We start from the raw sequence: 26,993 nt of genomic DNA, 5'->3' as shown, positions 1-26,993 counted from the left end.
TCTCCTTATCTGAATACATGGGTTGCGTGAGGGCCTCAGCCAATCTGGCCGACCAACCACTGCGGTGCCGAGGGCCGTGAAACGGATGACGGAAATGCGCCGGCACCCGGCCAGTCGCGCAATGCCTGGCGGTACTCAAGCAGCTCCAGATAGTGCTGGGCCTTGAGCGTTGTGCCGCGCCCCAACTCCTGCTCATCGCGGTGGCGGGTGACCAGCCATTCGGTGGCCGAGAGAGCCGACTGACGCCAGGTGCGCTCTGCTGCCGGAGGCTCGTTGTCCTCGACTACAAGGGCCTTGGCGACAACGGGACTTTGCGGTGCGCGCGAAGGCGCGATAACAGAAGCCGCCTCAGCCATCGGCGCACCGATTTCGACGTCGACACCTTCGGGCACCTGCACCATCGCCGCGACAAATGCAGGCGCGAACAGTTGGTCGATCGCGTAGTCACCGGTGTCGATCACTTCGACCGCGACACCGTTTTCAATGCGTGCATAACGGGCCATTACTCGTACTCCCAGATTTCACAGAAGGCGTTGCCGCCAACGCCGCTCACGACCGATGCAGAAGCATTGGTCGAGCAGGAACCGCTGCCTCCCGAGCCGCGAACACCGGCGGTACCATTGCCATTCACGCCTACCAGCGGAGCACCACCATCAAACGGGCTGGGTCCCCCGCCCCCAGCGACCACTCCCCAGCCGGCGTTGTACATCGCAAAGGTGCCGGGGATGCCCCGAGCGCTACAGAGGTTGCCGCCCGTAACGACTTGCCCGCCCGGACCGCCGTTTACAAAGCCGGTCGTCGTTGTGGACGTCGGGACGGTAATCGACTGCCCGCCTATGCCACCCGAAACACTCAGGTAGGAACCGAAAGAAGCGCCGCCACCCGCTTGGCCAATCGCGTTACGTGGGGCACCACCGGCGCCCAGGGTGACCGGAACACCGGCCAGCATTTCCGGCGTGACGTCATACAGACTTTCCCCGTAAGCGCCCGACCCGCCACCACCGCCAATCCCCAGATTGGTCGCCGGGATCGGCGCGCATCCACCACCCGAACCACCCGCCCCGACTAACCGCACGCGAATCCGTTTGGCTCTCGGGTTCGGCTTGTAAACCGTGATCCCGACCGTCTCGATCTGCCTGACCGCCAACAGGCGCCCCACCGCATCGGTGATGCCGTAGCCCGCCAGCGTGGTCGGGGTGTTCTTCAGTTTGGTGAAGTCGACCAGGGCGCCAATGGCCGTTGCCAACTGATTGGTTTTGCTCTCGTCCGGCGTCAATCCGGCGGCCTTGATGGCGTTGAGAATTTCTTGCGTGACACTGTTGCCCCAGGCGGCGGGGATCAATGAACCCGGCGTGCCGGCAACCGGGTTTTCATCGACAAAACCGCCGTTGACCAGGCCGACGCCGGGGATGCTGTTTGGATAATCCATTGCACGGTTCCCTGTGCTGCGATCAGTTGGTTACGGTTGCGCCGGGCACAGCCGGCCAAGTGACTTCGCCGGGGAAACCGACCTGTTGTTCGATGCGATTCAGCTCCACGCTGTAGAGCTTCCATTCGAGCAATTGCAGTTGCTCTTCGTGGCTGGCGTCGCCGATGTCTTCGGCGTATTGCAGGGGAGCGATGCGCAGGACAGCGTCGCGCAGCAGGGCATCACGTCGAACAAGTGCGAGGCGTTTGTGATCTGCCAGTTGTGCTGCCTCATCGAGCTGCCAGGCGTTATCGACCCACGCGTGAAAGCCACCCGGCCAAGGCAGGCGGGTGAACCCTTGCGGCAATTCGCCCAGCGCAGTCCAGGTTTCCCGCTGTCCTGTATCGGTGCGAAAAACATCGCCGCGACAATCGACCCGCTGTTGCAGGGATCCGTTGTCATAGGCCCAGGCGAAGCCCTCGGGGGCCGGGGAGAGTTCGAGGTTCAGCGTGACGGCATTGCTCGGCAGTTGCAGGCCGATCCCCGGCACGAGCGGAAACTCCACAGGCCCGGTCAGCGCACCGCTGTCGTCTATCAGGTAATTGAACATGTGCACCTCAGATCAGTTTGATACGCGCAGGAAAGGCGATGTTTCGCGGTCGGGTTTCGCTCGAAAAGTTGCCGATGTTGCCGATGTACGTATCGGAGTCGAATGCGGGGTTGGGATAGGTTGTCGCCACGGTTGTGGTGGTCGGTGAAAAGTTGACGTTGGTGCCTACGTCCCAGACGCCATCCGGAATCCCCGGGGCCGGTTTGTAGTTGGCTCCCGTGCCCGTCGGCAGATAGTGGTTGTGGCTCTGCAAGGAGTGCGATTGCAGGCTACCGGCCGTTCGCCCGGGATCGATGTTTCTGCCTTCACTGAGTACCCGCAGAAACTCGCCGCGAATCTCGGGAATCCGGAAGTTCGTGGCGCCGTCACCACTGGTCCAGCCGCCCTCCATGCCCGCTCGGGCCGCTTCGGTCGTCAATGCCCCGGATGTGCGAGCGAAATCCCATAGCCAGGGCCATTCGGAGCGCTTGAAAAGATCACCGTTCGGAACGCCGTAGCCTCCCGGATTGAGGGTCGTGGTGGTTTCAAAAAACGGCCGGCCCAAAGCGCTGTTGTCACAGCGACCGACCGGCCACCAGCTACCTGCTCCGTCACTGCGCAGATGCCACCAGTCACCGTTGCCCATCAGTACCAGGAAGGGATACCCACTGGCGGAAAGGTGCGTGTGAAAACGAATCCTGTCGGTGTCGGACGTCTGGACAACGAGCCGATTACCGCTGTTGTCCACACGGCGCACGATCACATCGCGCACACCCAGCGCAACGCCGGCCGGTGGCAATGTCACCGTCATGGACGCGGGGCTGCTGTCGATCAAGACCAGTCCCAGTTCTTGCGCCGTCAGCGCCTTGGAAGCCGCCAGCCCGGTGACCACCGAACGCATCGGACTGCCATTGCCGACAATCGATTGAATGGCTTTGAGCAACTGACCGGTATCGGCCTCGGTGGCTGTCAGCCCGGCGCCGGCAATCACGTTGAGAATCTCTTGTGTAACGCTGTTGCCCCACACCGCCGGAATCAACGACCCGGGCGTTCCCGCCACCGGGTTTTCATCGACGAAGCGGCCATCGACCAGTCCGACGCTGGGGACACTTTTTGGGTAATCCATGGGTGCTCGTTCCTCTGTAATGACAAATGAAACGTGGCCGCGCGCAAGCTTTCGCCACGAGGCAAACGTTTCTGTTCCTGAAAATAAAAAGCCCACAACGAAGTGGGCTTGGGTGATGCGATTGCGGTTACGAGGCCGGGTTGGCGGTCAGTTCACGAATGGCCTGCAGCGCCTCATCGGCGGCAGCTCGGGCCTGATCCATCTGGCCTTTGCTCGCGCAAGTGCGAATCTGGTTCTTGGCTTTCAGGCGCAAGGTGCGCAGGGTCAGCAGGCTGTCGCTGAGCTGGGCGGCCTTGTCGAGAATCTGCTCGGCGGACTGCTTCGCCGAACGGCCCTTGGCGACCCAAGCAGCGACGGACAGCGGCACTTCCTTTTTTGGATAACCGGCGTCCTGAAACGCCTGCGCGTCGATGGCAGCCTGGGCGTATTCCAGGGCTTTGAGCGGATCGCCGGCCAGTGCGGTGCGCGCGCTGTCGGCGGCGGTATCGACATTGGCGCAAAGGCGTTCGGTTTCCTGCTGTTCCAGTAACGCGGCTTTGTCAGCGCTGGCAAGCCATTGCTCACCGTCCCAGTCATGGGCCGCAGAAGGTGGTACCGGACGCAAGCCGTCTTCGAACTGATGCAGTTCCTGAATGATGTTCATCGGATCAACTCCCAAGACAAATGCACATTCACCGCCGCCGTGAAATTGACTGCGATACCGTTCGAATAATCGGTTTGAGAAAAGCTTTTGATCCCCATCCCGAATAGCAATTCGTCACTGGCGGCATTCCCTGCGTTCCAGGTGTGCTCGGCTTGATATACCTGCCACAGCGAACGCAGTTCCGAGTGATCGAAACCGGCCGTCAACGTTGAAAGCGTGGTGTCGTTGACGACGTTACTGGTGAAGATTCCCACCGATGCGCCTGCCGTTCCCCAACCGTCCCAATTATTGGACGTACTGATAGTCGGATTGAGGAAACAGTAATTCCCTCCCAGCCAGCCGCCCGGTGCAAACGACACACCAGTGATAGCCGTCGGGTGTGGGGTCGGATTACCGACCACCAGACGCGCTGTTCGCGCATGAGCGTCGAGCGGCAGATAGACCACGCCATTGCCATTGACCACCTGAGTCCAGGACAACCGGTTACGGTTGTAGATCGGCCTGACAATCGGCACCGATCCAGGTCCTGCGGTCACCACCCACGCCAGACAGATGTCCAGCGGCGTGGACTGAAAACCACCACCTGCCGCACCGTTCACGGTTCCCTTCAGGCCCTCCGGAGCAGCGTCGTAGATCGTCCCGCGCTGCATGTAGAACGTCAGCGCACCACCCACCACCTGGGCCCGCAGAAAGTAACCCGAACTCGGCAGCAGATCGGCGCTGCTCCAGGCCTGAGTGGTGAACGTACGCGAACGTCCCAACTGCCCCGCCAGCACTTCCTGACCGATGCTGACGTAAACACCCGCCGGCACCGACACTCGCCCGCCACTGGTCGATGCGGCCGCCGGCGTAATCGGCATCCGCGCATCCGTCGTGGCAACCGTTGGCAACGGCAACGCTGCCAAAGGCAACGCCAGATCCTGATTCCAGCCCTTGGCCGAAACGCTCTGAATCGCCTGGAGCAACTGATCGTATTTCTTCTCGTCCGGGGTCAGATCCCCGGCCTTGATCACATTGATGATTTCTTGCGTGACGCCGTTGCCCCAGTCAGCGGGGATCAGCGATCCCGGCGTCCCGGTCAGCGGGTTTTCATCGATAAATTTCCCGTTCACCAGACCGGCGCTGGGGACACTCTTCGGATAATCCATTGCGTTATTCCCTAGTCATAATTGATGTGCACCTTGGTATGCGCCGGTGCCGCCCGGTGGATCAGGCATTCCAGCGCCGAGCCCGGATTCACGCCGAAGCGTTCGCCCCAGTAACTCGCGCCGAAGCGCCGTCCGAGCAACAGCCGGCCGCCGGTGTTGAGTGTCCACATGAACTGCGCTTCCCAGGTGCCCCAGTGCGCCGCGCCGAAACGCGAACGGCCCATGCGCGGAGCTTCGAGTTCAGTGATGGTGGCGTTGGGGTAACCTTGGCTTTTGGCGATTTCCAGGTAATAACCGACGGCCTGGCTGCCGACCGCCAGCAAGCGGCGGCGCACCGCGAGGCGACGGTCGTCGAACAGCGGCGTGGCGCCGAGGCACGGGTCGGGCAGGTTCATCACCTGTTCCCAGTCCGGCACCAGTTCGCTGACGCCGGCCGGGTCCATCTCGTTGAGCAGGTCGGCGGCGCGAGCGTCGAGGCGCGCCAGTTCGACGGCGACGCCTTCCAGCACTTCCTCGAGCTCCGGCACGCGCTCCGGATCCCATGCCGGGCCACTGGGCAGCAGTGCGCGAAGCTGCGCCTGATATTGCGCAGCGGATCTTATGCCCCCCATACGCAACCTCCGAAGGTGAGCAGTTCGCTTTGACCGGCAGGCACGTCAGCGGCCGGTGCGGTCAAGGTGTGATCGTACTCACCGCCGGCGCTGCTGATGGCTTCGCGGATATGGCTGATCAGCAACGGCACACCCAGATCGGCTTCACGGTTGTGCAGGTCGCGCAATTGCGCTTCAACGGCGGCGCGCACAGCGGTGGTGTCCGGGTTGACACTCTTAAAGCGGTACACCACCGGCACTTGAATCGGTCGCTGCACCTGCACTTGCGCGGTCACCGGACGCAGCGGTTCGATGTAGTCCTGAACTTCCGCCAACTGTTCGTCGTTGGGCACCGGTTGCGGATCTTCATCACGCATGATGAACACCGTCACGGTGCCCGGCCCGAGCAGGCCACCCCGACACCAGGCCCGCGTCACGCCCGGCACTTCCAGCGCCCAGGTTTCATAGTCGCTGGCGGAACCGCCGTGGGGGATCACGCGATAGGAACGGATCACCCGCGAGCGCAACGACTCCAGGCTTTCACGTGCCACGCCACCGTTCAGTCCGGGCGCCAGCACCACAAAACTGTTGCTGACCACACCGGCGATCGGCTGCACCGGCGTCAACGCCAGCCCGGCCTCGGCGTTACCCAGACTGCCGGCATCCAGCGCGGCGATGCTGGTGCTGTTGACGCCATTGACGGTGGTGCGCGCGGCAGTGACTTTGAACGTGCGGCCATCACTCGCCTGCAGCAACGTATCGGCGTCCAGCACCGCGCCCGCCGTCGCGTTGAAGCTGACGTTGCCGGTGGCGACCTGCGCCGGTTTGCGCGGCTGGTTCAGGCGCAGCGCGGCGATGCGTTCCAGGGTCGACTCGTCGGCGGTGTCGGGCAGGATCTGCTCGGCAATCCAGTCGAGGTAGCCGTACAGACCATAAGCGGCGCCGCCGAGTGTGCGGGCCAGGACTTGCGCATCGGACTGGCGCAGCGAATCGCCGGCCAGGTCGCTTTGGGTGCGCTTGATCAGCACCGGCAGCGAAGGGGTTTCAAACGGCATAGATCACCTGCCAACTGTTATCGGGGTTGATGTCCAGGCGTTCGCCGTCGGCCAGGGTCAGGACCGTGCGCAGGTTCAGGCGCTGGGCGTCGAGGCGTTCGCTGATGATGTCGATGGCGCTGCAATGGCCGTCGTCGATCAGCCATTGCAAGGCTTCGCGGGCATAGAACTCGGCGTCCATCTGGGTCTGGCGGGTCAGCTTGACCCGGCGCAGCAGCCACAGCCGCGAGCCGATACGATCGTCGGCCACGGTGGGAAAGGTGTCGCCCCACCAGCCGAAACGCTCCTCGTCGTCGAGGGCATCGTCGTCGGCGGCGCGGCGCCAGGTGAACAGGCTGATCAGCACCGCACGGGTCAGCGCGGCGTGGAGGTTCTGACTGAAAAGCATCACTGACCTCCTGCCGGCGCGCCGGTCTGGCCACTGCCTGCCTGCACGCCGACATGCACGTGCTTGATCTGGCTGATGCCGCCGGCCACTTGATCGCCTTTGGAAACGATCTTGCCGGTCTGGTTGATCACCGGCGTCTCGAAGTTCACGGCGGTGGTGGCGCGGATGTTGAGCGTGGCGGTTTCGATGTCGATGATCCGCCCGCGCTTGAAGTGAATTTTGTCGCCCTCGTCGGTGTAGATCGCCACCTCGCCGGCCGCCAGCGATTGCAGGCGGTAACGGCGGTCGGCGACCACCAGGGCGATGGCGTGAGAACGGTCGCCGCCGAGAAACGTGACGACGCCTTCGGCACCGGCCAGCGGGTGGCTGGTGAAACCGTAGGGTTCGAAGTGCTCCATGTCGTCGTTCACTTCACCGGCGGTGAGGCGCATTTGCAGCGATTGCAGCTTGGATGCCGAATTGGCGAGCACGACAGTGCCGCGCGCCAGCAGGCGTGTCAGTAGGCTCATAGGGTTTCCTTGGAGGGAGGTGCCGGCTCAGGCTTTTTTCGGTGGGGTCGGATTGGCGTCGAAGGTATGCGGCGGTGCCACTTGCAGCGTGGTCACCGAGCCTTGCGCCGACAGCGAATACGTCACTTTGGAGATCAGCATGTCGCCATCGAAACCGAGTACCGGATCCTTGACCTTCACCAGCGTGTTGTGGCGCCACAGATCGCCGTTGGACTGGCGCCAGCCCTGTACCTGATAAGTGGTAGTCAGCGCCCGCCCCATGCGCGTGGCGCTTTCCCACTGGGCCCGTTGCTGGGCCAGTTCGAACGTCAGTTGCGAGCCTTCGTTGATGATCGTCGTGCGCCGACGCTTGAAGCTCAGGTCGGTCGCGCTGGATTCAACCTCGCTGACCGCTGCCCCGCTCTTCTTGTCGTTGCCCTTTTGCTGGCCGATCACCCGGTATTCGGAGAACACCTGGCTGTGATCCATCGGCGCATTGGCCGAGAGAATGTTCTTGCCCAGCTCCAGCGCATCGCTGGCGCGGCCGCCGCTGCCCGGTTTGGCCAGCACCAGCCTGCCTTCGGCGTCATCGGTGGAAAACACCCGGTACAGCGAGAGCAAACGGTCGATCGACTGAAACACCGTTTCACCCGGAACGATGGTGTGTTTGCTCAGGCGTGCGGTCTCGGGAATTTCGTTGACCACAAACTGCGTGTACTCCCCGGCCAGGGCCTGGACGATGTTCAACAGCGGCTGTTCCTGCCATTGGCCGGGAATGTTTCGCGCCGCACAATCGACCAGATCCTGGGTCTTGGAACTGCCTTCGATGCTCAGGCTGATCTGCCGCCCGTCATAGCTGATCGGGGCCTTGAACACATAACCGGTGAGCACCAGATCCTTGCCGATCCGTACTTCGCACGGGTCGCCGGCCTTGATCCGCTGATCCACGGTCTGCCCCGGCCATTGCCAGGTGATGTCGAGTTTGAAGGTGCGGAACTGGCGCTCCAGGTCCGCGGTGATCTGCACGCTTTTCCAGCCGCCGTATTCCATGTTATTGACGGTCAGCGTGACGCGGTTGTCAGTCTCGTTCATGGCTCACTCCCGGGAAACCTTGACTTCGTTGGGTAAGTACCCCGGATGAGACAGACCGTTGCGCTGAATGACCTCGGTCACCCGGGTGGCGTCGCCAAACTGCTGGTAGGCGACGACCAATGCCGGAAAGGTTTCCTGGAAGGTTTTGCTGACCAGTCGCACACCGGACGAAGCCACAGCCTTGAAGTGCCCATTCAGCGCCTCCTTCAGATCGCCGATGGCCTGGTAGTGCCCGGGTTCGGCCTTGTCCTGAGCCATTTGCAGCACTTCGTTCAACGCTTTTTGCAGCGTTTGCAGATCATCCGTGACCGGCACTTCCTGACGGCTGACCGGCTGCTTCGACTGCTGGTCCAGCGAGGGCGTCGAGCTGAGCTTCACCGGCGTCGACGCCACCGGCATCGAGGCCACCCATTGCGCCACTTTGACGATCAGGGTGTCCTGCACCAGATTGGCCATCGCTTGCGCGGCGGCGTTGGTGTCCTTGCCGGTGGTGATTTTCGGCGCATCGGCCTTGCGGATGGCTTCGATCTGTTGGGACACGTCGGCAATCACGCCACGGTAGCCCTCCTTCGCGAATGCCTTCAGCTCCTTGATATCGCCGAGCAACCCCTTGAACTCCGCCGCCACGTCCTTGGGCAGTTCCTTGACGGCCCTGACCAGCTCGGTGATCTGCTTGTACTGCGCGATCAGCGGCTTGAGCTGCTCCTTGATCACGTCGTACACACCGGTAAGGCTGTTGCGCAGATTGGCGATGCCGATCCGCGCCGCCTTGATCAGGGTCATCGCCTGTTCGAAGCGCGCCACCGCCGAACCGAGCAAACCGTCGGCCTTGATCAGCAGGACTTTTTGCGTGCTGACCGTCGCCGTCGGAAACGGCAGCGGTCGGTCCGGGTAGAACTTCAGGCTGAACGTCACCATCCCGCCGTCCTGGCGGGTATGAGTCATGTCGCACTCGCCGACCTTGACCTGCAAGCGCCCGAGCCACGGATGCACCAGTTCGCCGCTGCCCTGCTCCAGGGCCTGGAGCAGCTTGTCGCGCTGCTCCAGGCAATCGGCACCGATGATGAACGCCGTCAGATCGTGGGTCTTGGCCTGCTGGCCGAGGTCCTCGAAAAACGGCAGGTCGCGTTGCGGGTACTCGTGCAACTGCCCCTTGCGACCGACCGGGGTTTTCGCCTGGTCGATCCAGAAACCGACACCGCGAAAGGATGCCGGCAACAAACGGTCACGCCAGTTCATTGGAACCTCCCATGGAGAGCGAGCGATAGCCGATGCGCGAACTGAGCGCCAGCCCCGGTTGATTGGTTTGCGGTTGATCGGTGCGCAGCCCCGCCGGCGCATTTTCGAAGCGCACCGTCAGGCCGCCTTCGAGTTGCGTGCGGTTGTTGGCGGCGCTTTGCTGGATCAGGGCGCTGGAGGATTGCGGCACAGAACTGGTCATTGCCGACGAGGCGGAAGCAGCCGCCGGGGACTGTCCGGTAATCGTCGCCACAACGCCGGAAAGATTGCCATTGAGCAATTCCCGGATGGGTGCGACGACACTTTGCAGTTTTGCCCACAGTTCGCTGAACCAGCCGAGAATCGGCTCCCAGGCTTGCTTGATCGATTCCATCGGCGATTGGCTGAACAGCGTGCCGAAGGCGTTCGCGACCGCCAGTGCCTCTGTGGTCAACGATGCCCACAAACCGGAAAAGTAGCCTTTCAAACCGTCCCACTGTGCCACCGCCGATTCCATCGGCGAGAAGTTGAACAGGTTCTGGAACTCGCTTTTCAGCGTCAGCGCACTCGCCCGCAGCACATCCCAGAGCGCAGAAAACACCTCGCCCAGCGGTTGCCAGTTGCTTTGAATCAGGCTGAACGGCGACCAGGAGAACGTCGACTTCATTTGTTCCCAACCGGCTGAAGCCGTTGCTCTCATGTTGTCCAGCACACCGGAGAACATTCCCTGAGCCGAACCCCACACGCCGGAAAATCTGTCGGCCAGCGAGCCGTCGAACGTTGCCTTGAGCGTGGCCCAACCGGTGGTCGCGCTGGTAGCTGCACGGTTCCAGAACCCGCTGAATACCGTTTGCGTGGAATCCCAGACTTCGGCCAGCTTCGCCTTCGGCGAGGCGTACAGATTGGCCTTCAGCGCTTCCATGCCAGTCGCGGCCTTTGCTGCCGCGCTGTCCCAGAACTCACCGAATACCGTTGCCGTCGCACCCCAGACCTCGGCCAGTTTCGCCTTGGGCGAGGTGTACAGATTGGCCTTCAGTGCTTCCATTCCAGTCGCGGCTTTTGCTGCCGCGCTGTCCCAGAATTCGCTGAATACCGTTGCCGTCGCACCCCAGACCTCGGCGAGTTTCGCCTTGGGCGAGGTATACAGATTGGCTTTCAGTGCTTCCAGGCCGGCGACGCTACCTGCGACGGTGTCGTTCCAGTAATCCTTGACGACAGCGCCAGCCGAATCCCACAGCTCGCCCATCATCGCCCCGAACGCATTCAGGCGCGCGGTCGCACCCTCTGCAAGACGACTGGCACCGGCAACGGCGTCAGCCTTCATTTCTTCCCACTTCTGTTTGGCCGAGGCTTGCATCGAGTCGAATTTCAGCTTCGCGCCCGATGCCATTTCGTCCCAGCCTTTTTGAACCTTGTCGATACCGCGACGGGTCGAAGCGCTGAGCGATTGCCAGGTCTCGCTGAAGAATCCGCTGATCGTTCCCCAGTTGTCGGTAATCAGCCGCGCGCCAATCACGATGACTGCCACCGCTGCAGCAATGGCCGCAGCGATCAGGCCGATCGGTGACGTCAGGATCCCCAGCACTGCAACCAGCCCCATCGCACCGACCGTCACTACCGTGAACGCCACGGCCGCAGCCGCCAGTCCTTCGACGAGATACGGGTTGTTCGCGACGAACTGGCCGATCGAGGTGATCACCGGCGTCAGCGCCGTGACGATACCGTTGACGGCCGGCAATAGCGCCTGACCGATATTCAGCGAAATCTTGTCCAGCGCCTCGTTGAATTTCTCGAGGTTGGCCGAGGTTTCGCCGTGGACAACCTTGGGGACTTTCAGCCCCTTGTTCGCCCTTGCTTTTTTCGCCAGTGCATCCTGCGCTTCGATGGCCTTTTTGATGCCGTCCTGGAACGGCTTGAGCAGCCCACCTTCGGAGATGAATCCGGCGACGTCCAGCGGCTCGAGGCCGCTGTCTTCCATGCTTTTCTTGAATGCTGCGACCTTGCCGCGCAGCCCCTTCATCTCGGCCTCCATTTTCTCGGCGCCCTTGAGCACCACGAGCATGTTGACCGTGACGGGGAAGTTCTGCGGGATCAGGCTCAATTGTGTATTAGCCATCACTGCACCTGCTGCATCGCATTGATCCGTTGCGCGTGCTCCAGCGATTCGCGAAGCACATCCAGTGGCCTGGCCATCATCTGTTCGGGGTCAACCTTCCAGAACCAGGCCAGGTCATAGGCGACCGAAATCAGGTCGGTGATGGCTCCGACGCCGCACTCATGAAAAAACTCGCAACGGCCCAGCTCAGCGCGTTGAGGTCAGCCAGATCCAGCTGGTTGACCGACGACGGCGGAATGCCGGCGCACACGGCTATGTATTTGGCCGCCACGTCCATGTCGAGGCTGACCTCTTCGCTCTTGTCGATCTTGTACGGCAGCGCCTTGATCGCTCGCACCTCCTGCACCGTCGGACGGCGCAGGACGAGTTCGGTCAGGGGCTCGCCGTGAGCTTCGATCGCAACCTGAAGCTTCACGGCGCCGCTCATTGCCAGGTCCCCTTGATGCCTTCGAATTTCAGTTCGATGGTGGCGTCATCGCCTTTGGAGACGGGTTCTTCGACCAGGTAGGCACCGGCCAGTACGTAGACTTTGCCGTTGCTGAATTCGCAGGTGACGGTGATGTCGGTGCCTTCGATCAGCTTCTTCAGCGGGAAGTCGGCGGTGTGCAGCGCGGTCACCTTGAACGATGGCGCGATGTCGGTTTCCTTGTAGAAACCCGGCACGACGGTTTCGCGTTTGACGGCCATCAGCGGGGCTTCGCAGCCGCCATTGATAGTCAGTTGTGCACCGTCGACCTTGACGTAGCAGGTGCCTGCAATCAGTTGACCCATGGTGTTACTCCCTTCAAATAAAAAGCCCACGCAAGGTGGGCTGAAATCACAGTGTCAAACGAGCCGATCAGGCGACGTCGTCGTACTGCAGACGGAACTGGTTGAGCAGTGCGAACACGCGCAGACCGTTGATGTAATCCGGCGGGAACAGCACGTTCACGCGGCTCGGGTCCTGCACGTCGCGTTCGACGATCAGGTGCTCGGCGAACAGCTCGGCGTTTTCCACGTGGCCTTCGAGTTCGAGCTTGGCGTACTGGGCGATCAGCTCACCGCGAATGGTCGCCGGGGTGACGATCGGCTGGCCGGCGCCGAAGCGGGTGCCGTCGGAAGCCAGTTTGTGGCGACCGTACTTGCTGGTGATCACGCTTTGCAGACGACGCACGATGAACGCCGACTGGTGCATGGTTTCGCTGTCCAGGTACGAGTTGTCAGCCTGGCCGTAAGCGTTCTTCTGGTAGGTGGTGATCGAGCGCTGGATGCGCACGTAACCGCCTTCGTAGTACGCGGTGGCAATGCCGTAGTTGAGCAGCGACTGACGCTCGGTCAGGGTGAAGCGCTCGCTGGCCGGAGCCGGATCGACGCCCGGCAGGCTGCCGCTCTGGGTCGGACGGCTGGCGTCGGCCGAGATGAACACCGAAGTGCGCGCAGCCAGTGCGGCGGCTTGTACCCACACCGGTTGCGGAACGCCCGGCTCCAGCGCCTGAATGGTCATGTGCTGGTCGTTGCGAGCCTGACCGGCTGCCACCAGAGTGCCGACGGTGCCGCGCTTGGCGCTGTAGACGTGACCGAACAGTTGCTTGGCCCACGACCAGCGACCGGTGCTGTCATCCATCACCGCTTGCCAGGTGTTGAGGGTGGCCAGGTCGGACCATGGCAGCGCGATGAATTCGAACGGCTCGTCGCCCAGTGCGGCAACCGCTTCAACCTGGTCAGGCACACCGACGCCGCCGGTCATGGCGGTGATGGCGGTGGTCAGACCGGCTGGGGTTTCTTCGCCGTTGCTCTTGCCCAGGCGATTGAATTGCAGGCTGATATCGTTGCCGCTCTCGCCGGTCCATTTGGCGTTCAGAGTGACGACGCCTTCGGCGGCGGCTGCGCTCACCGGCAGATCGGCGGTGGCGTTGATTTTCTGTGCCAGGGCGGTGGCCGCCTGGGCAGCGGTGGCACCGTTGACCACGGTGGCCTGGACGCGGACACCGCCGACATACAGGTTGAGCACGCCCGCCTGAGTCGCGGTGCCGGTCAGGGTCAGCACGCCTTTGGCGATGGCGCCGGTGGCGTTGTGCAGCGGCAGGCACCAGATCTCACCGATCGGGTCGGCCTTGCGGAAGGTCTCGTACATCGAAGCGAGCATCGAACCCTGGCCGCCAATGCTCTTGGCCAGCGCCACGCTGGAGACCAGCACCAGTTTGCCGACTTCAGTCGGAGCGATGTTGTCGTTGACCTGCGCCACGATCAGGCGGCGCATGGACGAGGACGCGCTATTGGCGGCCGAGTTGTCCATTTCGGCATAGAACAGCGGTACACGAATGTCCGCAGGGATGTTGCTGAATCCGATCGCCATTATTTGGCTCCCTTTTGTTTAGCTGTTGCGGTTTTGAGGGTGATATCGCCGTCGGCCAGACGCCGGCGCCACCAGGCGCTGTCCAGCACTTCACGGCCTTCCAGTGGCAGCAGGTCGCCTGCTTCCGGGTCCGGCACGGCACGGCCGGCGGCCGGCACTACGGTGATGCGGTTGCTCATGGGGTTACGTCTCCAGAGAAAGTCATTTCCACGCGCCCGTCAGGGCCCGGGCGTTTCAGGTTGGGGTCGGCCGGGTCGATCGCATCGACCCGCACGGTGACCCCGGTAAAGGACGACAAACCGTCCAGTTCACGTTCGTGCCAACTCTCCGCAGGCTGACTTGGCAGATTGCGGCCGAGCTGGAACTCGGCAAAAAAGCGCAGCCGGTAGAACGCGCGGCTGCTGTTGATCGATACCGCTTCGCCGCCGTCATAAACGATGGCGCTGTAGTCGTTCGCGGGTTTGAACCCCACCAGCGCGCGCCACAGTTCGGCGCGCAGGTCGTGCAACAGATCCAGCGCTTTTGTGGCGTCCGTGGCATCCAGTGCCAGGATGATTTCGAAGCGGTCGCGGATCGGTTGGCTGGGGGAGTTCTGTGCAGTGCTGACGCTGGCCACGTCGGCCAGCGGTAAAACATGGGCCGAGGGCATCGGCAGATTCGGGTCGCCTTGCAGCAGCGCCAGGTCGACACCTGTCGCGATATGGCCGGCAAGGCTTGGGCATTGCGCACGCAGCTGCGTGAGGATCGGGGAGATCTTCATGGGGAGCGTTCCAGGATGTGTGAGTGGCCACGGTGATGTGTGTGGCGGTGAGACCGGGGGATCAGTCCTTGGCTTTTGCTTCGGGATCCCGGCCGTTGGCTTCGATCAGGCAGCGATAGCTTTCTTCGGGTTTGCCGCTGGCAGTGACCTTCTCGATCGACCAGCGACCGCGCATGAAGTCGGGCCAGGTGTCATCGAGCACCAGCAGGCCTTCGGCAACCAATAGCGGATCACCCGGGCAGGTGACTTTCAGCGTGTATTTCTCGCGCAGCATCTTGCGCACTTCGGCTTCGCCGATGGCCTTGGCTTCTTCCACACTGGCCTGTTTCTGACGAATGACCTTGTAGGGCGCCGAGCCGGTTTTCACTTCCACTTGCTTGCCGGCATTGGCGTCCCAACAGCAGACTTTGCAACCCTGATTCTGGGTGCGGGCGGTCTCTTCCAGCGTGGCGCTGATGAAGGCGTGATCGCCCGGCCGATTGTTGTGGGTCACCAACAGCATGACGTTGGGTATCACCTGGCCCGACAGGTTTTTGAGCTGCGCCGGTTTCGCCAGTACGTAGAGGTCGTTGAACGGCTTGGCCACCGCGTCGTACTTTTTCGCCAGGCGCGTGATGAAGCCCATGTCGGTTTCGTTCGACTGGTCGACATGAGCAATCCTGATCAGCGCCAGTTCGGGATCCACCCGTGGCGAGAAACCGTGCGGCTCAACCAGTTTGCGAAACAGCCCGCCAAGCGTCGTGGGGCCATGACTGGCCGTGCGCCGTTCCTTGAATCCGGTTTCGTCCTTGCCGCTGAAAGGCGCGGCGGTCGCTACCAGCGTCAGACGCAGCGGGAACAGCGTCGGTGTCAGTCGAGTGATCTTGAACTGGCCCTTTTCGACCAGCCCGGTCTCCAGATACCCCACCTGCAGGCCGATGGTTCCGCCCAGGCTCGGCAAGCCTTCAAGGCCTTCCAGGTCGAGCACCAGCGTCAGTTGATCGGACTCCATGCCGGCGGCATCGATGTGTTCCCAACTGATCAGGCGCTGGTTCAGCAGGTCCTTGTGGGCGCCGTAGATTTCGATCGCCGGCGTAAATCCCTGTGCCATGCAGCCTCCTTAATCCCAGGCCAGAACCGGTTTGATCGCAGCCGGTTTCGAGTCGAGCTCCGGCAGCGTCACCCAGACACCTGCCGGCAGGATCGGACCGTGCTCGGCCAGGGTCGGGTTGAGTGTCCAGAGTGCTTCTTCGGCGCTGTCATCGCTGCGACCGGTTTCGCGGTACAGCAAAAGATTCACCGAATCACCGGCCACGCTTCGTACCTTACGCATTGTTGAACTCCGACAATCCGATGACCCACTTGATCACCATCGCGGTGCCGTCATCGATGACCTCGCTCTGGTTTTCGTCGATGCTGTTGATCCGCCACAAACCCCAGTTGCGGCCGATGCCGTCAATCAACGGCAGCGGTACTCGCAACGCTTGCAGCGCACGCAGCTCATCGAGCCGCTCCATCCCCACGGCGTACATCGAGGTGCCGGAGATAGTCAGGGTTTCAGGCTTCTGTCCTGTCTGATGGGATCTGGGTTTGCTGTTGAGGATCTGCAACTCGGTCCAGCCACCCTCGGATTTTCGCGACAGCGTGCTGTACGCAAAATCCCGGGACAGTCCGAAGATGAAACTGCCCAATGCCATTTGTTGTTTCATCAGGCGACTCCATCGGTCAGGGCTGCATCACGGCGAGTGGCGAGGGCATTGGTAGCCACACCCGGGACAAATTGAGAATTGAAGTGCGACTCCAGTACCTGCGAAAGCATCGTGCCGACTTTCTCGGAACTAACCAGTTCGCTGCCGCTGACATGAACTGAAGGGGCGTAGGTGAATAGCGGAGTCGGCGTTGGTGTTTGCATTTGCGCCGCGGACAGGTCCTTGGCGATTTCAGCTGGCGGAGCGAGCTTGTCCTTTTCTGATTCGGGGGCAAGTTTTTCGCCTAGCCACGAACCACCTACGCTGCCCGCGGTGCTGCCGATGATGCCGCCCACCAAGCCACCGATCGCGGTGCCGATAATGGGAACGAAGCTGCCGATCATCGCGCCTGCCACGGCGCCGGCATAGCCGCCCGCCAGGCTTCCGCCCGCCGAGCCGATTGCTCCGCCGACCGCTTTGTTGTCGCCATCCTCTACGCCTTTGATCACATCGGGAACCGCAGTGACCAACGTCAAAAGCGCATTGGACTTGGTAAATCCTTTGGCTGCGCTGTTCGCGTCTTTAAAGCGACTGCCCCATGTCTGAGGCGACGCATCCACATTCGCAGCCAACTTCACATCCGCCTTCGCACCGGACTTTGCCTTCCCTCCCTTCTTCGACTTTTTCGTCTTTTGCTCAGGCGAATTGGCAGAGGCGTTATCGGTAGATCCAGCAGCAACAGGTTTGCCGTCGGGTCCAACGCCGGCTGCACGATCCACCACATCGATGATGGGACCCGCCCCCGCCGTCACCAGAAGCTTCGTTGCTGCATTACGCATGGCCGAAGCCATCGCAACCTTGATTTGCGCCCCCCGGGAAACAGCGATCACCCCTACCAGTGCGAGCAGGGCTGCCGTGGCCTTTGGTTGCTCTTCGGCAAAGCTGCTTATTCCACCGGCTACAACGTCCAGACCGACCACCACACCATCAAACAGATTGGTCAGTGAGCCACCCAGAGCCGTGGTCAATCGGGTCACAGTCCCGTCGAGCGCATTCCATCGCCCTTGTGAAGTCTCACCCAGCTCCGTGGCCGTTTTGGCCACAGAACCAACGTACCCGGGTTTCGATTCCGACTTCGGGTCCTGGCCAGGAACCAGAGAAAACGCCTTCTGCACGTCCTCAGGCTTGTTCAGCAATTTAACGATCGCATCATCGTTACCGAAGAGAGCCTTCGTCAGTGACGCCCGCTCTTTCTCGTCTGATTTGCCCTTGAGCGCTTCCAATAACTGATTGATAGTCGCCGGGGCGTCCGTGCGCATTCCGCTGGCCACGGTCTCTGGTGTCAGGCCTTCAACGCCCAACTGTGCCCAGGCAGCGCGCTGCTCTTGTGTCGCTGCCTCGCCCTTGGCCAGTACCGCGGTGAACGCATTCAGCCCGGCGCCGGCACTGGCCTTGTCTGCGCCACTGTTGAGAAAAGCGGCGGCCAATGCAGCAATCTGTTCAGGTTTGAGCCCCGTGGCCATCGCTTTTTCGCCGGAGCTCTGAACAACGGAGCCGATGTCGGCGGCTTTGGCATCCAGCCCGCTGTGTCCCAGAAAGTTGGTCGCATCGGCCAACCGCTGGCTTTGCGTGCGATCAAGTTTCATCGCCGACTGCCACGCCAGCATCATTTCGCTAGCCGTTTTTACATCAACACCGAATGCCGAGGCGTTGATGGCGGCGTCGCGAGCAAATCCGGTCAGAGCGTCGGCTTTCGCCTTGCCTTCAAGACCTTCGCCAACACCGGACCTGGCCGCTGCCAGTTGAACCTTCAGCAGATCCACAGCGGTCGCCCCGCTCGGAGCGACCTGCTTGTCACTGGTCATCTTCTGGGTGTCTTGTGACAGCGCCCGAAGTTGATCCTTGTCCAGCTTCACGATCTGATTGAGCTCAAGCAGTGCCATTTGGTTGGCCATTGAGGCCTGCATGAACTTGAGCGGTGAACGCTGCTCTACCTCTGCCTTGAGTTTGGACTTCGGCTCGCTCGTCGCAGGTGCTGCAGTGCCAGCCTTGAATAACGACTGTTGGGCGGCCAGCACTTCTCGAAGCTTGACCTGTTCCTGGGTCAGCAAACGGATATCGGCACTGGCCATGGCCAGTGCCAGGCTCAAATCCACCAGCGGTGTGCCGAGGCTTTCGGGTGCTATCGATCCACCCGTCAGGCTGACGTTGCCCAACGCCATGCTTCCATTCTCGCCGGCGAGCATCGGCGCATACTTCGTATCTGCCATGCCGCTCTACTCCTTTTTCACGCCAAGGCGAGTGATCGCTATGTCGTAGCGGCGCAACGCCTTTTCGGCGTCCCACTCCAGAATTTCCGCTTCACTTACCGGGTAAATGAGCGGCACGATATCGAGGATTACTTCGATGTCGCGTTCTGAAAGAAGGCCGCCGGCTGGTTTAAAAAATCGTCGATGCGCACCTGCAATTGCGTCCAGTCCGGCACGCTCAACAGGGCCAGATCGGGGATCATCAGGCCGGTGCAATGGGCGGTGATGAACTCGGCGCGTTCCTTGGCCGTTTTCAGTTTCTTCATCACTTTGGTAGCCCGCAGCGCCGGCATTTCCAGGCTCAGCGAAGTCACGGTGCGGCCAGTGACGGCGAGCGGCAACAGCAGTTGCACCTGGTCGGGATCATCGGACTGTTCCGCGTCTTCGACCTGTTCGAGAAAGAACGACGCCGGACGGGTCGAGAATTCGTGCACGTAATGCGCGATGGTCACGTAGTCCGGGCGCTTGAGCTGGTCGAGTTCCTTGACCGACAAGCCGGTGGCCAGCAGCGCCAGTTCGAAGAACTGGTCGTCTTCATCGTCGCCTGCGCGTTCCAGCGCTTCTTTCTGGGCGGCGTAGAACAGCGGCTTGAGCTGAATCGATTCGATCTGCGAGCCGTCGTCGCCGGTAATCGGCGACAACAGTTCATGCTTGGGTGGCATCCACGACATGTATGAATTCCTTGGTGATTCTTGAGGGGTGTTGCAATCCCTTGCGGGAGCGGGGTTTACCCACTCCCACAGGGTTTTGTGATTGCCTTTGGCCGAGGCTTACGGCATCAGCACCGCACGACGGGCATCACCGAGGATGTCGACGCCGTTGAGCACGAACTTCTGGGTGCGCACGTCGATGTCGATCACCGGCACGCCGTTTTCCAGGCGGTTGTAGGTGCGGCAGGAGAGCTCCAGGTTGGTCTTGGGTTTTTCACCCATCTTCACCGCGGTTTCCTCCAGGGATTTCAGCTTGCCGCCGACGGTGTGGTAGGTGAACCAGGTGTTGCCATCCTGATCCTGACCGCCTTCACGCACGTTCAGCAGGATGTCGTCGCCCAGCTTCACACCCAGTGCGAGCATGACTTCGGTGCCCATGCCTTGCAGGGTCAACTTGGCATTGAGCGCTTTGCCGCCCTTGGCCATTTCTTCGACGATGAAACGGCCGCCACGCATCTCTTCCACATCGAATTCGATCTTCGGCGGAGTGAATTCCTCAACGGTCGCCGACAATGGCAGGCCTTGCAGGGTGGCCGCGATGGCCTGTCTTACGCGGTTGGTAAACATTAGAGAACGTCCTCCAGGAACTGCTCGATGATTTCATCGCGGGCGTTGAGTTGATAAACCATGTGTTCGTTCGGCGCGTAGCGGCCGTAGTCGATGACCACGTACCAGGTGCCGTTCTTGTACTTCTCGACGCTGTTGAGTTCCGGGTGCAGATACACGCTGCCGCCGGGAATGGTTTCGTCGGCGACCAGGGTTTGCAGCCAGTCGTTGATGCGTTTGACTTCCTGATCCATGAACGACTTGGTCAGGTTCTTCGCCATGGCTTTCTGGCCGGCCTTCACCAGCTTGCGGCTGATGGCGTCTTCGAGACCGACGTAGCTGATGAACTTGCCGGTGATCGAGCGGTTGCCCAGCAGCGAGAAGCCGCCAAGGATGGTGCGGGCGTAATAGCTGACGCCGTAGCGGTTGAGCAGATCGCCTTCGGTGGAGGTGTCGAGGATGTTGTACTCGACGACCCGCGACACGTCTTCGGCGTAGGTCACCTGGTTGCCCGGGCTCTCCCATTGCTTGACCTTGGCCAGTGCGGCAATTGCCAGACTGGATGGCGCGAGGAACACGTTTTTCTTCGCGGCTTTCGAGTACACGGCCGGCATGTTGTGCACCACCAGGCAGCGGTCGAAACCGAGGTCAGCGCCGCCCAGTTCCTGGCTGTACAGCACCTGATCGGCGACCGAGGCGTCCTTGCCGTCCAGCACCACACGGGCCTTGATGCGCTTGCCGAACGAGGCGAACTCGCTGGCCACAGCTTTGGTGCCGGTAAAGCCCGGCGCGCCGATGATGGTCAGGTCTTCCGGGACGCTGCCCAGTGCCGCCAGACCGAGTTTGCGGCCGGTCACTGGCTCGACGCCGCCGATCACTGCGTTGACGGTGTCGGTCGGGGTTGCGCCCGCTTCGACGATCACCACGTACACCGGCACCTTGACCACTTTGAGGATCTGGTAGACGGCGTGGTACAGGGTGCCCTCTTCCGAGCCGGTCGGATCGAGCAGCGCGTGGGTGGTGAAGCTGTTGATGCGAAACGGTGCGTTACGCGGAATCAGCGGATCGGCTTTCGGCGCGGTGCCGACCAGACCGATGACGTTGTCACCCAGGCTACCCATGGCCTCGGGGGATTCGGTGGCATTGACGGTAATGCCGTTGTGCTCGAAGTTCAGAACCTCAGCCATAGTCAGTCAGCCTTCTTGGCAGCGGCCTTCACGGCCTTGGTGGTAGGTGTTTTCAGCTCCAGTCGACCGGCGCTGTGCAGCGCACTGGCCTCGACGTCGAGCAAATCGAGTTCCTGGCCGACGTTCGACCAGTGCCCACCGCCGGTGGGGAATGGAACGAGCACGGTGTAGGTTTGGCGGTTTGCCATTTTTCGTTTCTCCATAAACGGGAAAGCCCCTCGTTGGGAGGGGCTTGGCGGGTGTTGAGTGTTTTTAGGCGGGCAAGAAAATGCCCCTAGACGGGGCATTTATCGAATTTGACTATCGATCCAGGCAGGCGCTGCTGGACGATGCTCCGGCGATGGAAAGGCCGGTGACTGAGGCCAGTCACGCAGATGCCGGATATAGGCCAACAACTCAATGAATTGCTCTGTGGTCAGGGTTGGTGCCTGATTCATATCGAGCTGATCTCGATGACGATCGCGCAACCATTGTACCTGCTGAATCTGCGAATCACGCCAAGCACGTTCCACCGTGGCTATCTCTTCCGGCGTCCGGGCAGGCGGGTCAAGCAAGACAGGCAATCCGTCTTCATCATGACCGCGAACCTTTTCCAGCGGTGGGCTGGCAATGACCTCAAGATAACGAGCCTCCGATATCGGGACCACGTCGTCAGGCATCACGCTATGCAAGCTGTCCAGATAGGTGGTGCCAGTTGTTTTGCTGTAGTAACGCATGTCAGCAACCTATTGCGAAATAACGGAAATTTGTCGTGGCCAGAGTGCTGTAGGCAGTAAACGCGGACAATGAAGTCGCCGTTGCACCGACAGAATGGGCGCCACTGCCCCCGTCTGAAACCACCATCTGGTAAACCTGAGAGCGAAAGGCAGTCGGGTAGTTGAAGTTTCCGGTGGTGCCCGACATCAGCGCCTGGCCCCATTGAAACATCACCCCGCCCAACCAGGACGGAAACACTACGTATCCATTCGGGGCGAGACTGATCTCAAAACCCAGTCGCAACTTCTTCGGTGTCACCATGACGCTGTCGTCTGAACCGGTATTCAACTGATTCGACGTCGCGACTTTTGCTGTGCCTTGATTGCTTTCGGTGGCTTGCTGCGCCAGCACCGCCAAGGCGGCGACATCGATGCTTCCCTGATTGACCGGGGCGTTCCAGGCCTTGATGCACCACATCACGGCGAGGTTGCGTGGGCGCACGGTTTTCCAGTACGAACCGGTATTGAGGGCAGTGACACCGGTGGACGTGTAGTAGATGTCACCTTTGAAATCAGGCGCCGGATCGGCATCGATCGCGTCGGAGTTGCCAATGCCCTGAACGGCTGGCGCCTCGGCATTGTCACCCTGGATCTTCGTACCGGCCTGGTAGCTACCGACATTTCGCCCGGCGTCTATTCCACGTCCGTGGTCCCAGCCGCGCAGGAACTCGCCGCGAGACTCCGGCAAGCGGAAGTTGCCCGCACCTTCGTCCCCCTTGTTGAACTTTGTGCCAAGATAAGCCGCCAGATCCGGATAAGTCGCAATGCTCTGCACGCTGCCATCCAGCTCAAGGTAACCGGCAGGAACGACACCTGTCGGAAACGACAGAACAGCACCCACCGGAACAGACGATTTCAGCTGCGAGACTTCCTTGGCCAGCGCGGCTACATCGATGCTTCCCTGATTGATCGGCGCGTTCCAGGCCTTGATGCACCACATGACGGCGAGGTTGCGTGGTCGCGCCTCGCTACCCCCCGACGTGTTCATGTAGCTGGCGAAGTTGGAACTGCCTGTCTGCGTCCCATTGTCGGCAACGATACCCGCGGCGTTGGCGCCACCGGTATTGCCGAAAACGGGAATCCGGGTGTAGGTGTGGGCGTGAGCCTTGTTGTCATCCGCCTGCCAGCTACCGAGCCCGCGACCTATATCGATCCCGCGACCATGATCCCAGCCACGCAGGAATTCTCCGCGAGACTCCGGCAAACGGAAGTTACCGGTGCCCTCATCGCCCTTGTTGAATTTCGTGCTCAGGTACGCCGCCAGATCCGGATAGGTCGCAATGCTCTGCACGCTGCCATCCAGCTCAAGAAAGCCAGGTGGAACTATCCCCGTTGGAAACGCCATGACGGCACCCACCGGAACGGCAGATCCCAGGCGTGACACTTCCTTGACCAGTGCCGCTACATCGATGTTTCCCTGATTGACCGGGGCATTCCAGGCTTTGATGCACCACATGACCGCGACGTTGCGTGGGCGAGTTTCAGCGGCTGTTCTTGGTACCCCAAATTCCGGGGTAAACAAATCCCGAGTTGGCGCCCCAACATGGGTTCCGACAAGAGGCGCATTGATATTACCGGGGTTCATGTTTGGAGTGAGTGTGGTGCTGATGGCGTTGACCTGAGCCACCCCACCCGGTCCTGCAGTACGAACGGGTGAATGATAGTGCCCCTGCATCGCGTCAACCTGCGCACTACCCAACTCACGACCGGCATCGACACCCCGACCATGATCCCAACCGCGCAAGAACTCCCCACGCGCCTCAGGCAAGCGGAAATTCCCGACGCCCTCATCCCCCTTGTTGAACTTGCCACCCAGATAGGCGCTCAAGTCCGGGTAGGTCGCGCTGCTCTTGACGCTGTTGTCCAGCTCCAGAAAACCCGGCGGCGGCGTATCGACAGGGAACGCCACAATCGAGCCCACTGGCAATGCCGAGGCCTTGGCAATCAGCGCCTCGACTTCAGCCTTGGTGTAGGAATCCTTGATGCCAAAACCGGACAACGTGTCGGGATTCGAGCCGGCCGTAGCGCGGCCGTATTCGTCGACGCTCAGACTCTTGTAAGTCCCGGCAGCAATCCCGGTGCGTCCCGCCAGCATCTTGAATGTCAGTGCGGTGGTGCCGAGAGTGATCGGCGCGTTGGTGGTCAGGTGCCACAGCGAGTCGCCGTTGAGCGTGCCCTCTTCCACCATCACCGTCAGACCCGGCGTGACCTTGGCGCTGACGTTGGCATCGTTGGCCCGAATCCAGTCGCCGTTGGCCACGATCCACAGGCCGTTGTCCTTGGCCAGGGTCTGGTTCGGCAGCAGCACGCGGTCACCGGCGATCACCGCCACGCCGTCGATCTGCTGCGCACCTTTCAACACCACGCTGGTGGTGGCGGCGACACGTACCGATTGCTTGCCGTCGAGTTTGCCGAGTTCTTCGGCGAGGTAACTCATGACCCAGGCGCGGGTGGCCTTGACCACCGTGTCGTCGATCAGCAGCGTCACCAGCGAGGCGTTGCTGGTCTCGAAAATCGAGCGGATGTAGAACTCTTTGCCCGAGCCGGAGTTAGCCAGAACCGGCTTGAACGACTCCGGGTATTTGACGATCGCGTAGAGAATGCCGGTGTCGGTCCACAGACCGGCTTCACGCACGTACCAGCCACCGACGTCCGGCGGGATGGTGACTTCGGCGAGCAGCCAGCTCGGATTCTTCTCGTCCTGGAACAACGCGTTGAGCGGACCGCGCCAGACTTCGCGTTTCAGCGCGGTGGCCGTCGCGGCCGGGTTGTAGACCGAGCCACCGCCATCGCCGACGGAAATCTGCGTCAACTTGATCGGCACGCCCGCTGCCTTGCAGGCGGTTTCGTAGGCAATCCCTGCGTTGGTGAGCAGGGTGTAATAGTCAGCCATTCAGGCCCCCTGAGGATAAATAGTGGATGTTTCGACGGTGTACAGCGCAGCCGCCATGAAGGCCTCGTCGGATGTCTCGAGCCCTTCAAGAAAAACCGGATAAACCGTGGTCAGCTCACCGCAGAAGGTCGCGGCGCCGATGACGTGATTGCCGAATGCGCTGAGGCCGACCGACACCGACAGCACGTCCCGCTCGCTCTTGGCATCAGCCAGGCGCCGGTCGAGACGGGCGTCGATTTCTTCGCTGTAGGGTTGTTCGCTGAAGGCTCGCACGGAAAAACTGTAAGGCTCGCCGGGCGGGGTCTGTTCGTACCAGGCGCGGATTTCCGGCCTGAGCTGCAAACCCTTGGCGGCATTCTCCAGCGCCTTGCGAGTGCCGGCCTGGCGCGCGGTGGGCCAGGCCAGTTCGACGGTCAGGCGCTTTTCCGCTTCCGGTGCGTCGGTGCTCCATTCGGCTACCCCGCGATCCGCTGCGAGATACGGCAGGAACGCGACGGGTGTCGAGGCCGGGTTCATCAGCTCGGGAAATGGCGGCGCGACGCGGTCAAGCAATGCGCCGAAGCCGATGTCGAGTGCCCGTTCCAGCGCCGAGCTGTTCGCCGGCAGCAGGGTCGGACTCGGTGTCTGATCGGTCATAGCGTCTGCACCTCGACTTCGACCGCCGTGCAGTAAGGCGCTTGAAACGCCGAGCACACAACGGAATCCAGAGGTTCAAGAATCTGCAATTGCACGGCGCCGGCGCTGTGCAGCGTGTAGTCGATCCAGCTCGGATCGACCCGGCCTTCCAGGCGATGGCAGCTGTCGGCGTAGGCCTGCAAGTGTTGCTGCGCGGCGACCTTGGTCAGGCCCGAATCCGGGCCGGAATTGATCTTCGCCACGACGCGGATTTTGTAGCGCTGAATCTCGGCGCCTTTGACTGTGACCTTGTCCGTCTCCGGACAAACATCGGGCCGGGCAAAGTGTTGGCGTACACCTTCGAGCAGCGTCGGAGACGGTGTACCGTCGCCCTCGCGGGCAAGCACAGTGACTTGCACTTCACCCGGTGCGGTGCGACGGCCGTTACCGTCCTTGACCTGAGCGGCGAGACCGTCCGGGGCGAAGGTGTAAGTGACGTTCACGACACCGGCATCGGTGGATTCGACTTTCACCGTCGGCCGTTCGCCCAAGGTAAACACCTCGCGGCGATACTGCATCCGCGAACCCGCTGCCGGCGCATGGGGCGCCAGGTAATAGCGCAGCCGGGCGTCATCGTCACTCTCGTAAATCGCCGGCACTGGCGGGAATGCCGCCGGGTCGCCCGGATCGAGCAACTGTCGCTCCAGGCCCATGTCCGCCAGCCGTGCATCAAGGTTGCTGCCGGTGGCCCACCACGCCAGCATCTGCTTGATCCGGGCGTTGTATTTGCGTTCGTGGGTTTGCAGGCGGACGCAAAAAGCCTCAAGCGCGAGGGTCAGCAGTTCGCTTTCGTTTTCCAGGCTGGTCTTGAGTTTTTCCGCGCTTTGCGGCGAGCGTGCGCCGACGTACTCGATGACGAAGGTCTTGAACTCGGCGAGCAGATCCTCGAAGGCATCGACCTTGATCAAGGAGGGTTCGGCCAATTGATTCTGGCCGGGGATCAACATGCTCATGTCACGACCTCGAAAGTCTGTTGGCGGTTTTTCCAGGTGCCGGCAAATCGCAACAGCAATCCCGCGCCCTGTCGGGTGGCGACGATCACGCCGGGCTGGAAATCGCCGATGCCGTTTTGCGGGTTGTAAAACGCCTGGGCTGCGTGGCTCTGGGCGAGCAACAGGATGTCGTCGCCCAGGTTCTGCCCCAGCAGCGTGGGGATCAGCGAACCGTACAAGGGCCGTTTTTGCCGGGTGCCCAGCGGCGTGGTCAGAGCCCGGGTCGCGCGCTGCACGAATTGCAGCCAATCGTCGACCGTGGCCCCGCTGTCTCTATCGATTCCGATCATGGGAAGCTCTTGA

31 protein-coding genes are annotated in these 26,993 nt (G+C 61.5%); all 31 read right to left on the bottom strand.

Annotated elements, in window-relative coordinates; all coding sequences use genetic code 11:
• Positions 1-35 precede the first annotated feature (35 nt).
• The gene (locus PMI24_RS13950; RefSeq protein WP_007954915.1) at positions 36-503 is read right to left on the bottom strand and encodes a phage tail assembly chaperone; all 468 of its coding nucleotides are present in this window, start codon (positions 501-503) and stop codon (positions 36-38) included.
• Positions 503-1,429 (bottom strand): glycine-rich domain-containing protein, encoded by a 927-nt coding sequence (locus PMI24_RS13945; protein WP_007954914.1) that lies wholly within the window; start codon positions 1,427-1,429, stop codon positions 503-505. Before PMI24_RS13945 ends, PMI24_RS13950 begins: the two co-directional genes overlap by 1 nt.
• A gap of 22 nt (positions 1,430-1,451) precedes the next feature.
• A complete protein-coding gene (locus tag PMI24_RS13940; RefSeq protein ID WP_007954913.1) occupies positions 1,452-2,018 on the bottom strand; it encodes a tail fiber assembly protein in 567 nt (188 codons plus the stop codon).
• Between the two features lie 7 nt (positions 2,019-2,025).
• Entirely contained in the window at positions 2,026-3,123 is a 1,098-nt protein-coding gene (locus PMI24_RS13935) for a hypothetical protein (protein WP_007954912.1), read from the bottom strand.
• Between the two features lie 127 nt (positions 3,124-3,250).
• On the bottom strand, positions 3,251-3,766 hold the full coding sequence (locus PMI24_RS13930) for a hypothetical protein (RefSeq protein WP_007954910.1): 516 nt from the start codon (positions 3,764-3,766) through the stop codon (positions 3,251-3,253).
• Positions 3,763-4,914, bottom strand: coding sequence for a hypothetical protein (locus PMI24_RS13925; protein ID WP_007954909.1), 1,152 nt, complete (start codon positions 4,912-4,914; stop codon positions 3,763-3,765). The genes PMI24_RS13930 and PMI24_RS13925 overlap by 4 nt, the downstream gene beginning before the upstream one ends.
• An 11-nt stretch (positions 4,915-4,925) precedes the next feature.
• A complete protein-coding gene (locus PMI24_RS13920; protein WP_007954908.1) occupies positions 4,926-5,525 on the bottom strand; it encodes a YmfQ family protein in 600 nt (199 codons plus the stop codon).
• Positions 5,513-6,559: a baseplate J/gp47 family protein gene (locus PMI24_RS13915; protein ID WP_007954907.1), complete on the bottom strand. Its 1,047-nt coding sequence runs from the start codon at positions 6,557-6,559 to the stop codon at positions 5,513-5,515. The genes PMI24_RS13920 and PMI24_RS13915 overlap by 13 nt, the downstream gene beginning before the upstream one ends.
• Complete coding sequence (locus PMI24_RS13910) at positions 6,549-6,947, bottom strand: phage GP46 family protein (RefSeq protein ID WP_007954906.1); 399 nt, start codon at positions 6,945-6,947, stop codon at positions 6,549-6,551. Before PMI24_RS13910 ends, PMI24_RS13915 begins: the two co-directional genes overlap by 11 nt.
• Positions 6,947-7,456, bottom strand: a complete 510-nt coding sequence (locus PMI24_RS13905; RefSeq protein ID WP_007954905.1) for a phage baseplate assembly protein V — start codon at positions 7,454-7,456, stop codon at positions 6,947-6,949. The genes PMI24_RS13910 and PMI24_RS13905 overlap by 1 nt, the downstream gene beginning before the upstream one ends.
• Positions 7,457-7,483: 27 nt before the next feature.
• Entirely contained in the window at positions 7,484-8,527 is a 1,044-nt protein-coding gene (locus tag PMI24_RS13900; protein WP_007954902.1) for a phage baseplate assembly protein, read from the bottom strand.
• A gap of 3 nt (positions 8,528-8,530) precedes the next feature.
• Positions 8,531-9,766: a DNA circularization protein gene (locus tag PMI24_RS13895; protein ID WP_007954900.1), complete on the bottom strand. Its 1,236-nt coding sequence runs from the start codon at positions 9,764-9,766 to the stop codon at positions 8,531-8,533.
• Complete coding sequence (locus tag PMI24_RS13890; RefSeq protein ID WP_007954898.1) at positions 9,753-11,861, bottom strand: hypothetical protein; 2,109 nt, start codon at positions 11,859-11,861, stop codon at positions 9,753-9,755. Before PMI24_RS13890 ends, PMI24_RS13895 begins: the two co-directional genes overlap by 14 nt.
• Positions 11,862-11,991: 130 nt before the next feature.
• On the bottom strand, positions 11,992-12,288 hold the full coding sequence (locus tag PMI24_RS13885) for a phage tail assembly protein (protein ID WP_003222226.1): 297 nt from the start codon (positions 12,286-12,288) through the stop codon (positions 11,992-11,994).
• Positions 12,285-12,632 (bottom strand): phage tail tube protein, encoded by a 348-nt coding sequence (locus tag PMI24_RS13880; protein WP_007908779.1) that lies wholly within the window; start codon positions 12,630-12,632, stop codon positions 12,285-12,287. Before PMI24_RS13880 ends, PMI24_RS13885 begins: the two co-directional genes overlap by 4 nt.
• 67 nt (positions 12,633-12,699) lie before the next feature.
• Positions 12,700-14,196, bottom strand: coding sequence for a phage tail sheath subtilisin-like domain-containing protein (locus PMI24_RS13875; protein ID WP_007954896.1), 1,497 nt, complete (start codon positions 14,194-14,196; stop codon positions 12,700-12,702).
• Complete coding sequence (locus PMI24_RS13870) at positions 14,196-14,375, bottom strand: DUF2635 domain-containing protein (protein WP_007954893.1); 180 nt, start codon at positions 14,373-14,375, stop codon at positions 14,196-14,198. Before PMI24_RS13870 ends, PMI24_RS13875 begins: the two co-directional genes overlap by 1 nt.
• Complete coding sequence (locus PMI24_RS13865) at positions 14,372-14,956, bottom strand: phage tail terminator protein (protein ID WP_007954892.1); 585 nt, start codon at positions 14,954-14,956, stop codon at positions 14,372-14,374. The genes PMI24_RS13870 and PMI24_RS13865 overlap by 4 nt, the downstream gene beginning before the upstream one ends.
• A 61-nt stretch (positions 14,957-15,017) precedes the next feature.
• On the bottom strand, positions 15,018-16,046 hold the full coding sequence (locus tag PMI24_RS13860) for a hypothetical protein (protein WP_007954890.1): 1,029 nt from the start codon (positions 16,044-16,046) through the stop codon (positions 15,018-15,020).
• 9 nt (positions 16,047-16,055) lie between these two features.
• On the bottom strand, positions 16,056-16,268 hold the full coding sequence (locus PMI24_RS13855; RefSeq protein WP_007954888.1) for a tail protein X: 213 nt from the start codon (positions 16,266-16,268) through the stop codon (positions 16,056-16,058).
• A complete protein-coding gene (locus tag PMI24_RS13850; RefSeq protein WP_007954886.1) occupies positions 16,261-16,644 on the bottom strand; it encodes a phage tail protein in 384 nt (127 codons plus the stop codon). The genes PMI24_RS13855 and PMI24_RS13850 overlap by 8 nt, the downstream gene beginning before the upstream one ends.
• Positions 16,644-18,893: a phage tail tape measure protein gene (locus PMI24_RS13845; RefSeq protein WP_007954871.1), complete on the bottom strand. Its 2,250-nt coding sequence runs from the start codon at positions 18,891-18,893 to the stop codon at positions 16,644-16,646. The genes PMI24_RS13850 and PMI24_RS13845 overlap by 1 nt, the downstream gene beginning before the upstream one ends.
• A gap of 128 nt (positions 18,894-19,021) precedes the next feature.
• Positions 19,022-19,603, bottom strand: a complete 582-nt coding sequence (locus PMI24_RS13840) for a phage tail assembly protein (RefSeq protein WP_007954870.1) — start codon at positions 19,601-19,603, stop codon at positions 19,022-19,024.
• 99 nt (positions 19,604-19,702) lie between these two features.
• Positions 19,703-20,209: a phage major tail tube protein gene (locus PMI24_RS13835; RefSeq protein WP_007954868.1), complete on the bottom strand. Its 507-nt coding sequence runs from the start codon at positions 20,207-20,209 to the stop codon at positions 19,703-19,705.
• Positions 20,209-21,375: a hypothetical protein gene (locus PMI24_RS13830; protein WP_007954865.1), complete on the bottom strand. Its 1,167-nt coding sequence runs from the start codon at positions 21,373-21,375 to the stop codon at positions 20,209-20,211. The genes PMI24_RS13835 and PMI24_RS13830 overlap by 1 nt, the downstream gene beginning before the upstream one ends.
• A 2-nt stretch (positions 21,376-21,377) precedes the next feature.
• Positions 21,378-21,563 carry a hypothetical protein gene (locus PMI24_RS13825; protein ID WP_007954863.1) on the bottom strand — a complete coding sequence of 62 codons (186 nt, stop codon included), beginning with the start codon at positions 21,561-21,563 and terminating at the stop codon, positions 21,378-21,380.
• A 99-nt stretch (positions 21,564-21,662) separates the two neighbouring features.
• A complete protein-coding gene (locus tag PMI24_RS13820; protein ID WP_007954861.1) occupies positions 21,663-22,091 on the bottom strand; it encodes a phage tail assembly chaperone in 429 nt (142 codons plus the stop codon).
• A 1-nt stretch (position 22,092) separates the two neighbouring features.
• Positions 22,093-25,023, bottom strand: a complete 2,931-nt coding sequence (locus PMI24_RS13815; protein ID WP_007954859.1) for a phage tail protein — start codon at positions 25,021-25,023, stop codon at positions 22,093-22,095.
• Positions 25,024-25,659, bottom strand: coding sequence for a phage tail protein I (locus tag PMI24_RS13810; RefSeq protein ID WP_007954857.1), 636 nt, complete (start codon positions 25,657-25,659; stop codon positions 25,024-25,026).
• Positions 25,656-26,651, bottom strand: a complete 996-nt coding sequence (locus PMI24_RS13805; protein WP_007954855.1) for a baseplate J/gp47 family protein — start codon at positions 26,649-26,651, stop codon at positions 25,656-25,658. The genes PMI24_RS13810 and PMI24_RS13805 overlap by 4 nt, the downstream gene beginning before the upstream one ends.
• Positions 26,648-26,980: a hypothetical protein gene (locus tag PMI24_RS13800; protein WP_007954853.1), complete on the bottom strand. Its 333-nt coding sequence runs from the start codon at positions 26,978-26,980 to the stop codon at positions 26,648-26,650. The genes PMI24_RS13805 and PMI24_RS13800 overlap by 4 nt, the downstream gene beginning before the upstream one ends.
• Between the last annotated feature and the right edge of the window lie 13 nt (positions 26,981-26,993).

It is taken from the genome of Pseudomonas sp. GM25, assembly GCF_000282255.1.
Lineage (GTDB): Bacteria > Pseudomonadota > Gammaproteobacteria > Pseudomonadales > Pseudomonadaceae > Aquipseudomonas > Aquipseudomonas aphyarum.
Note: the sequence above shows the minus strand (reverse complement) of the source record. Positions and strands in the feature narration are given on the sequence as shown.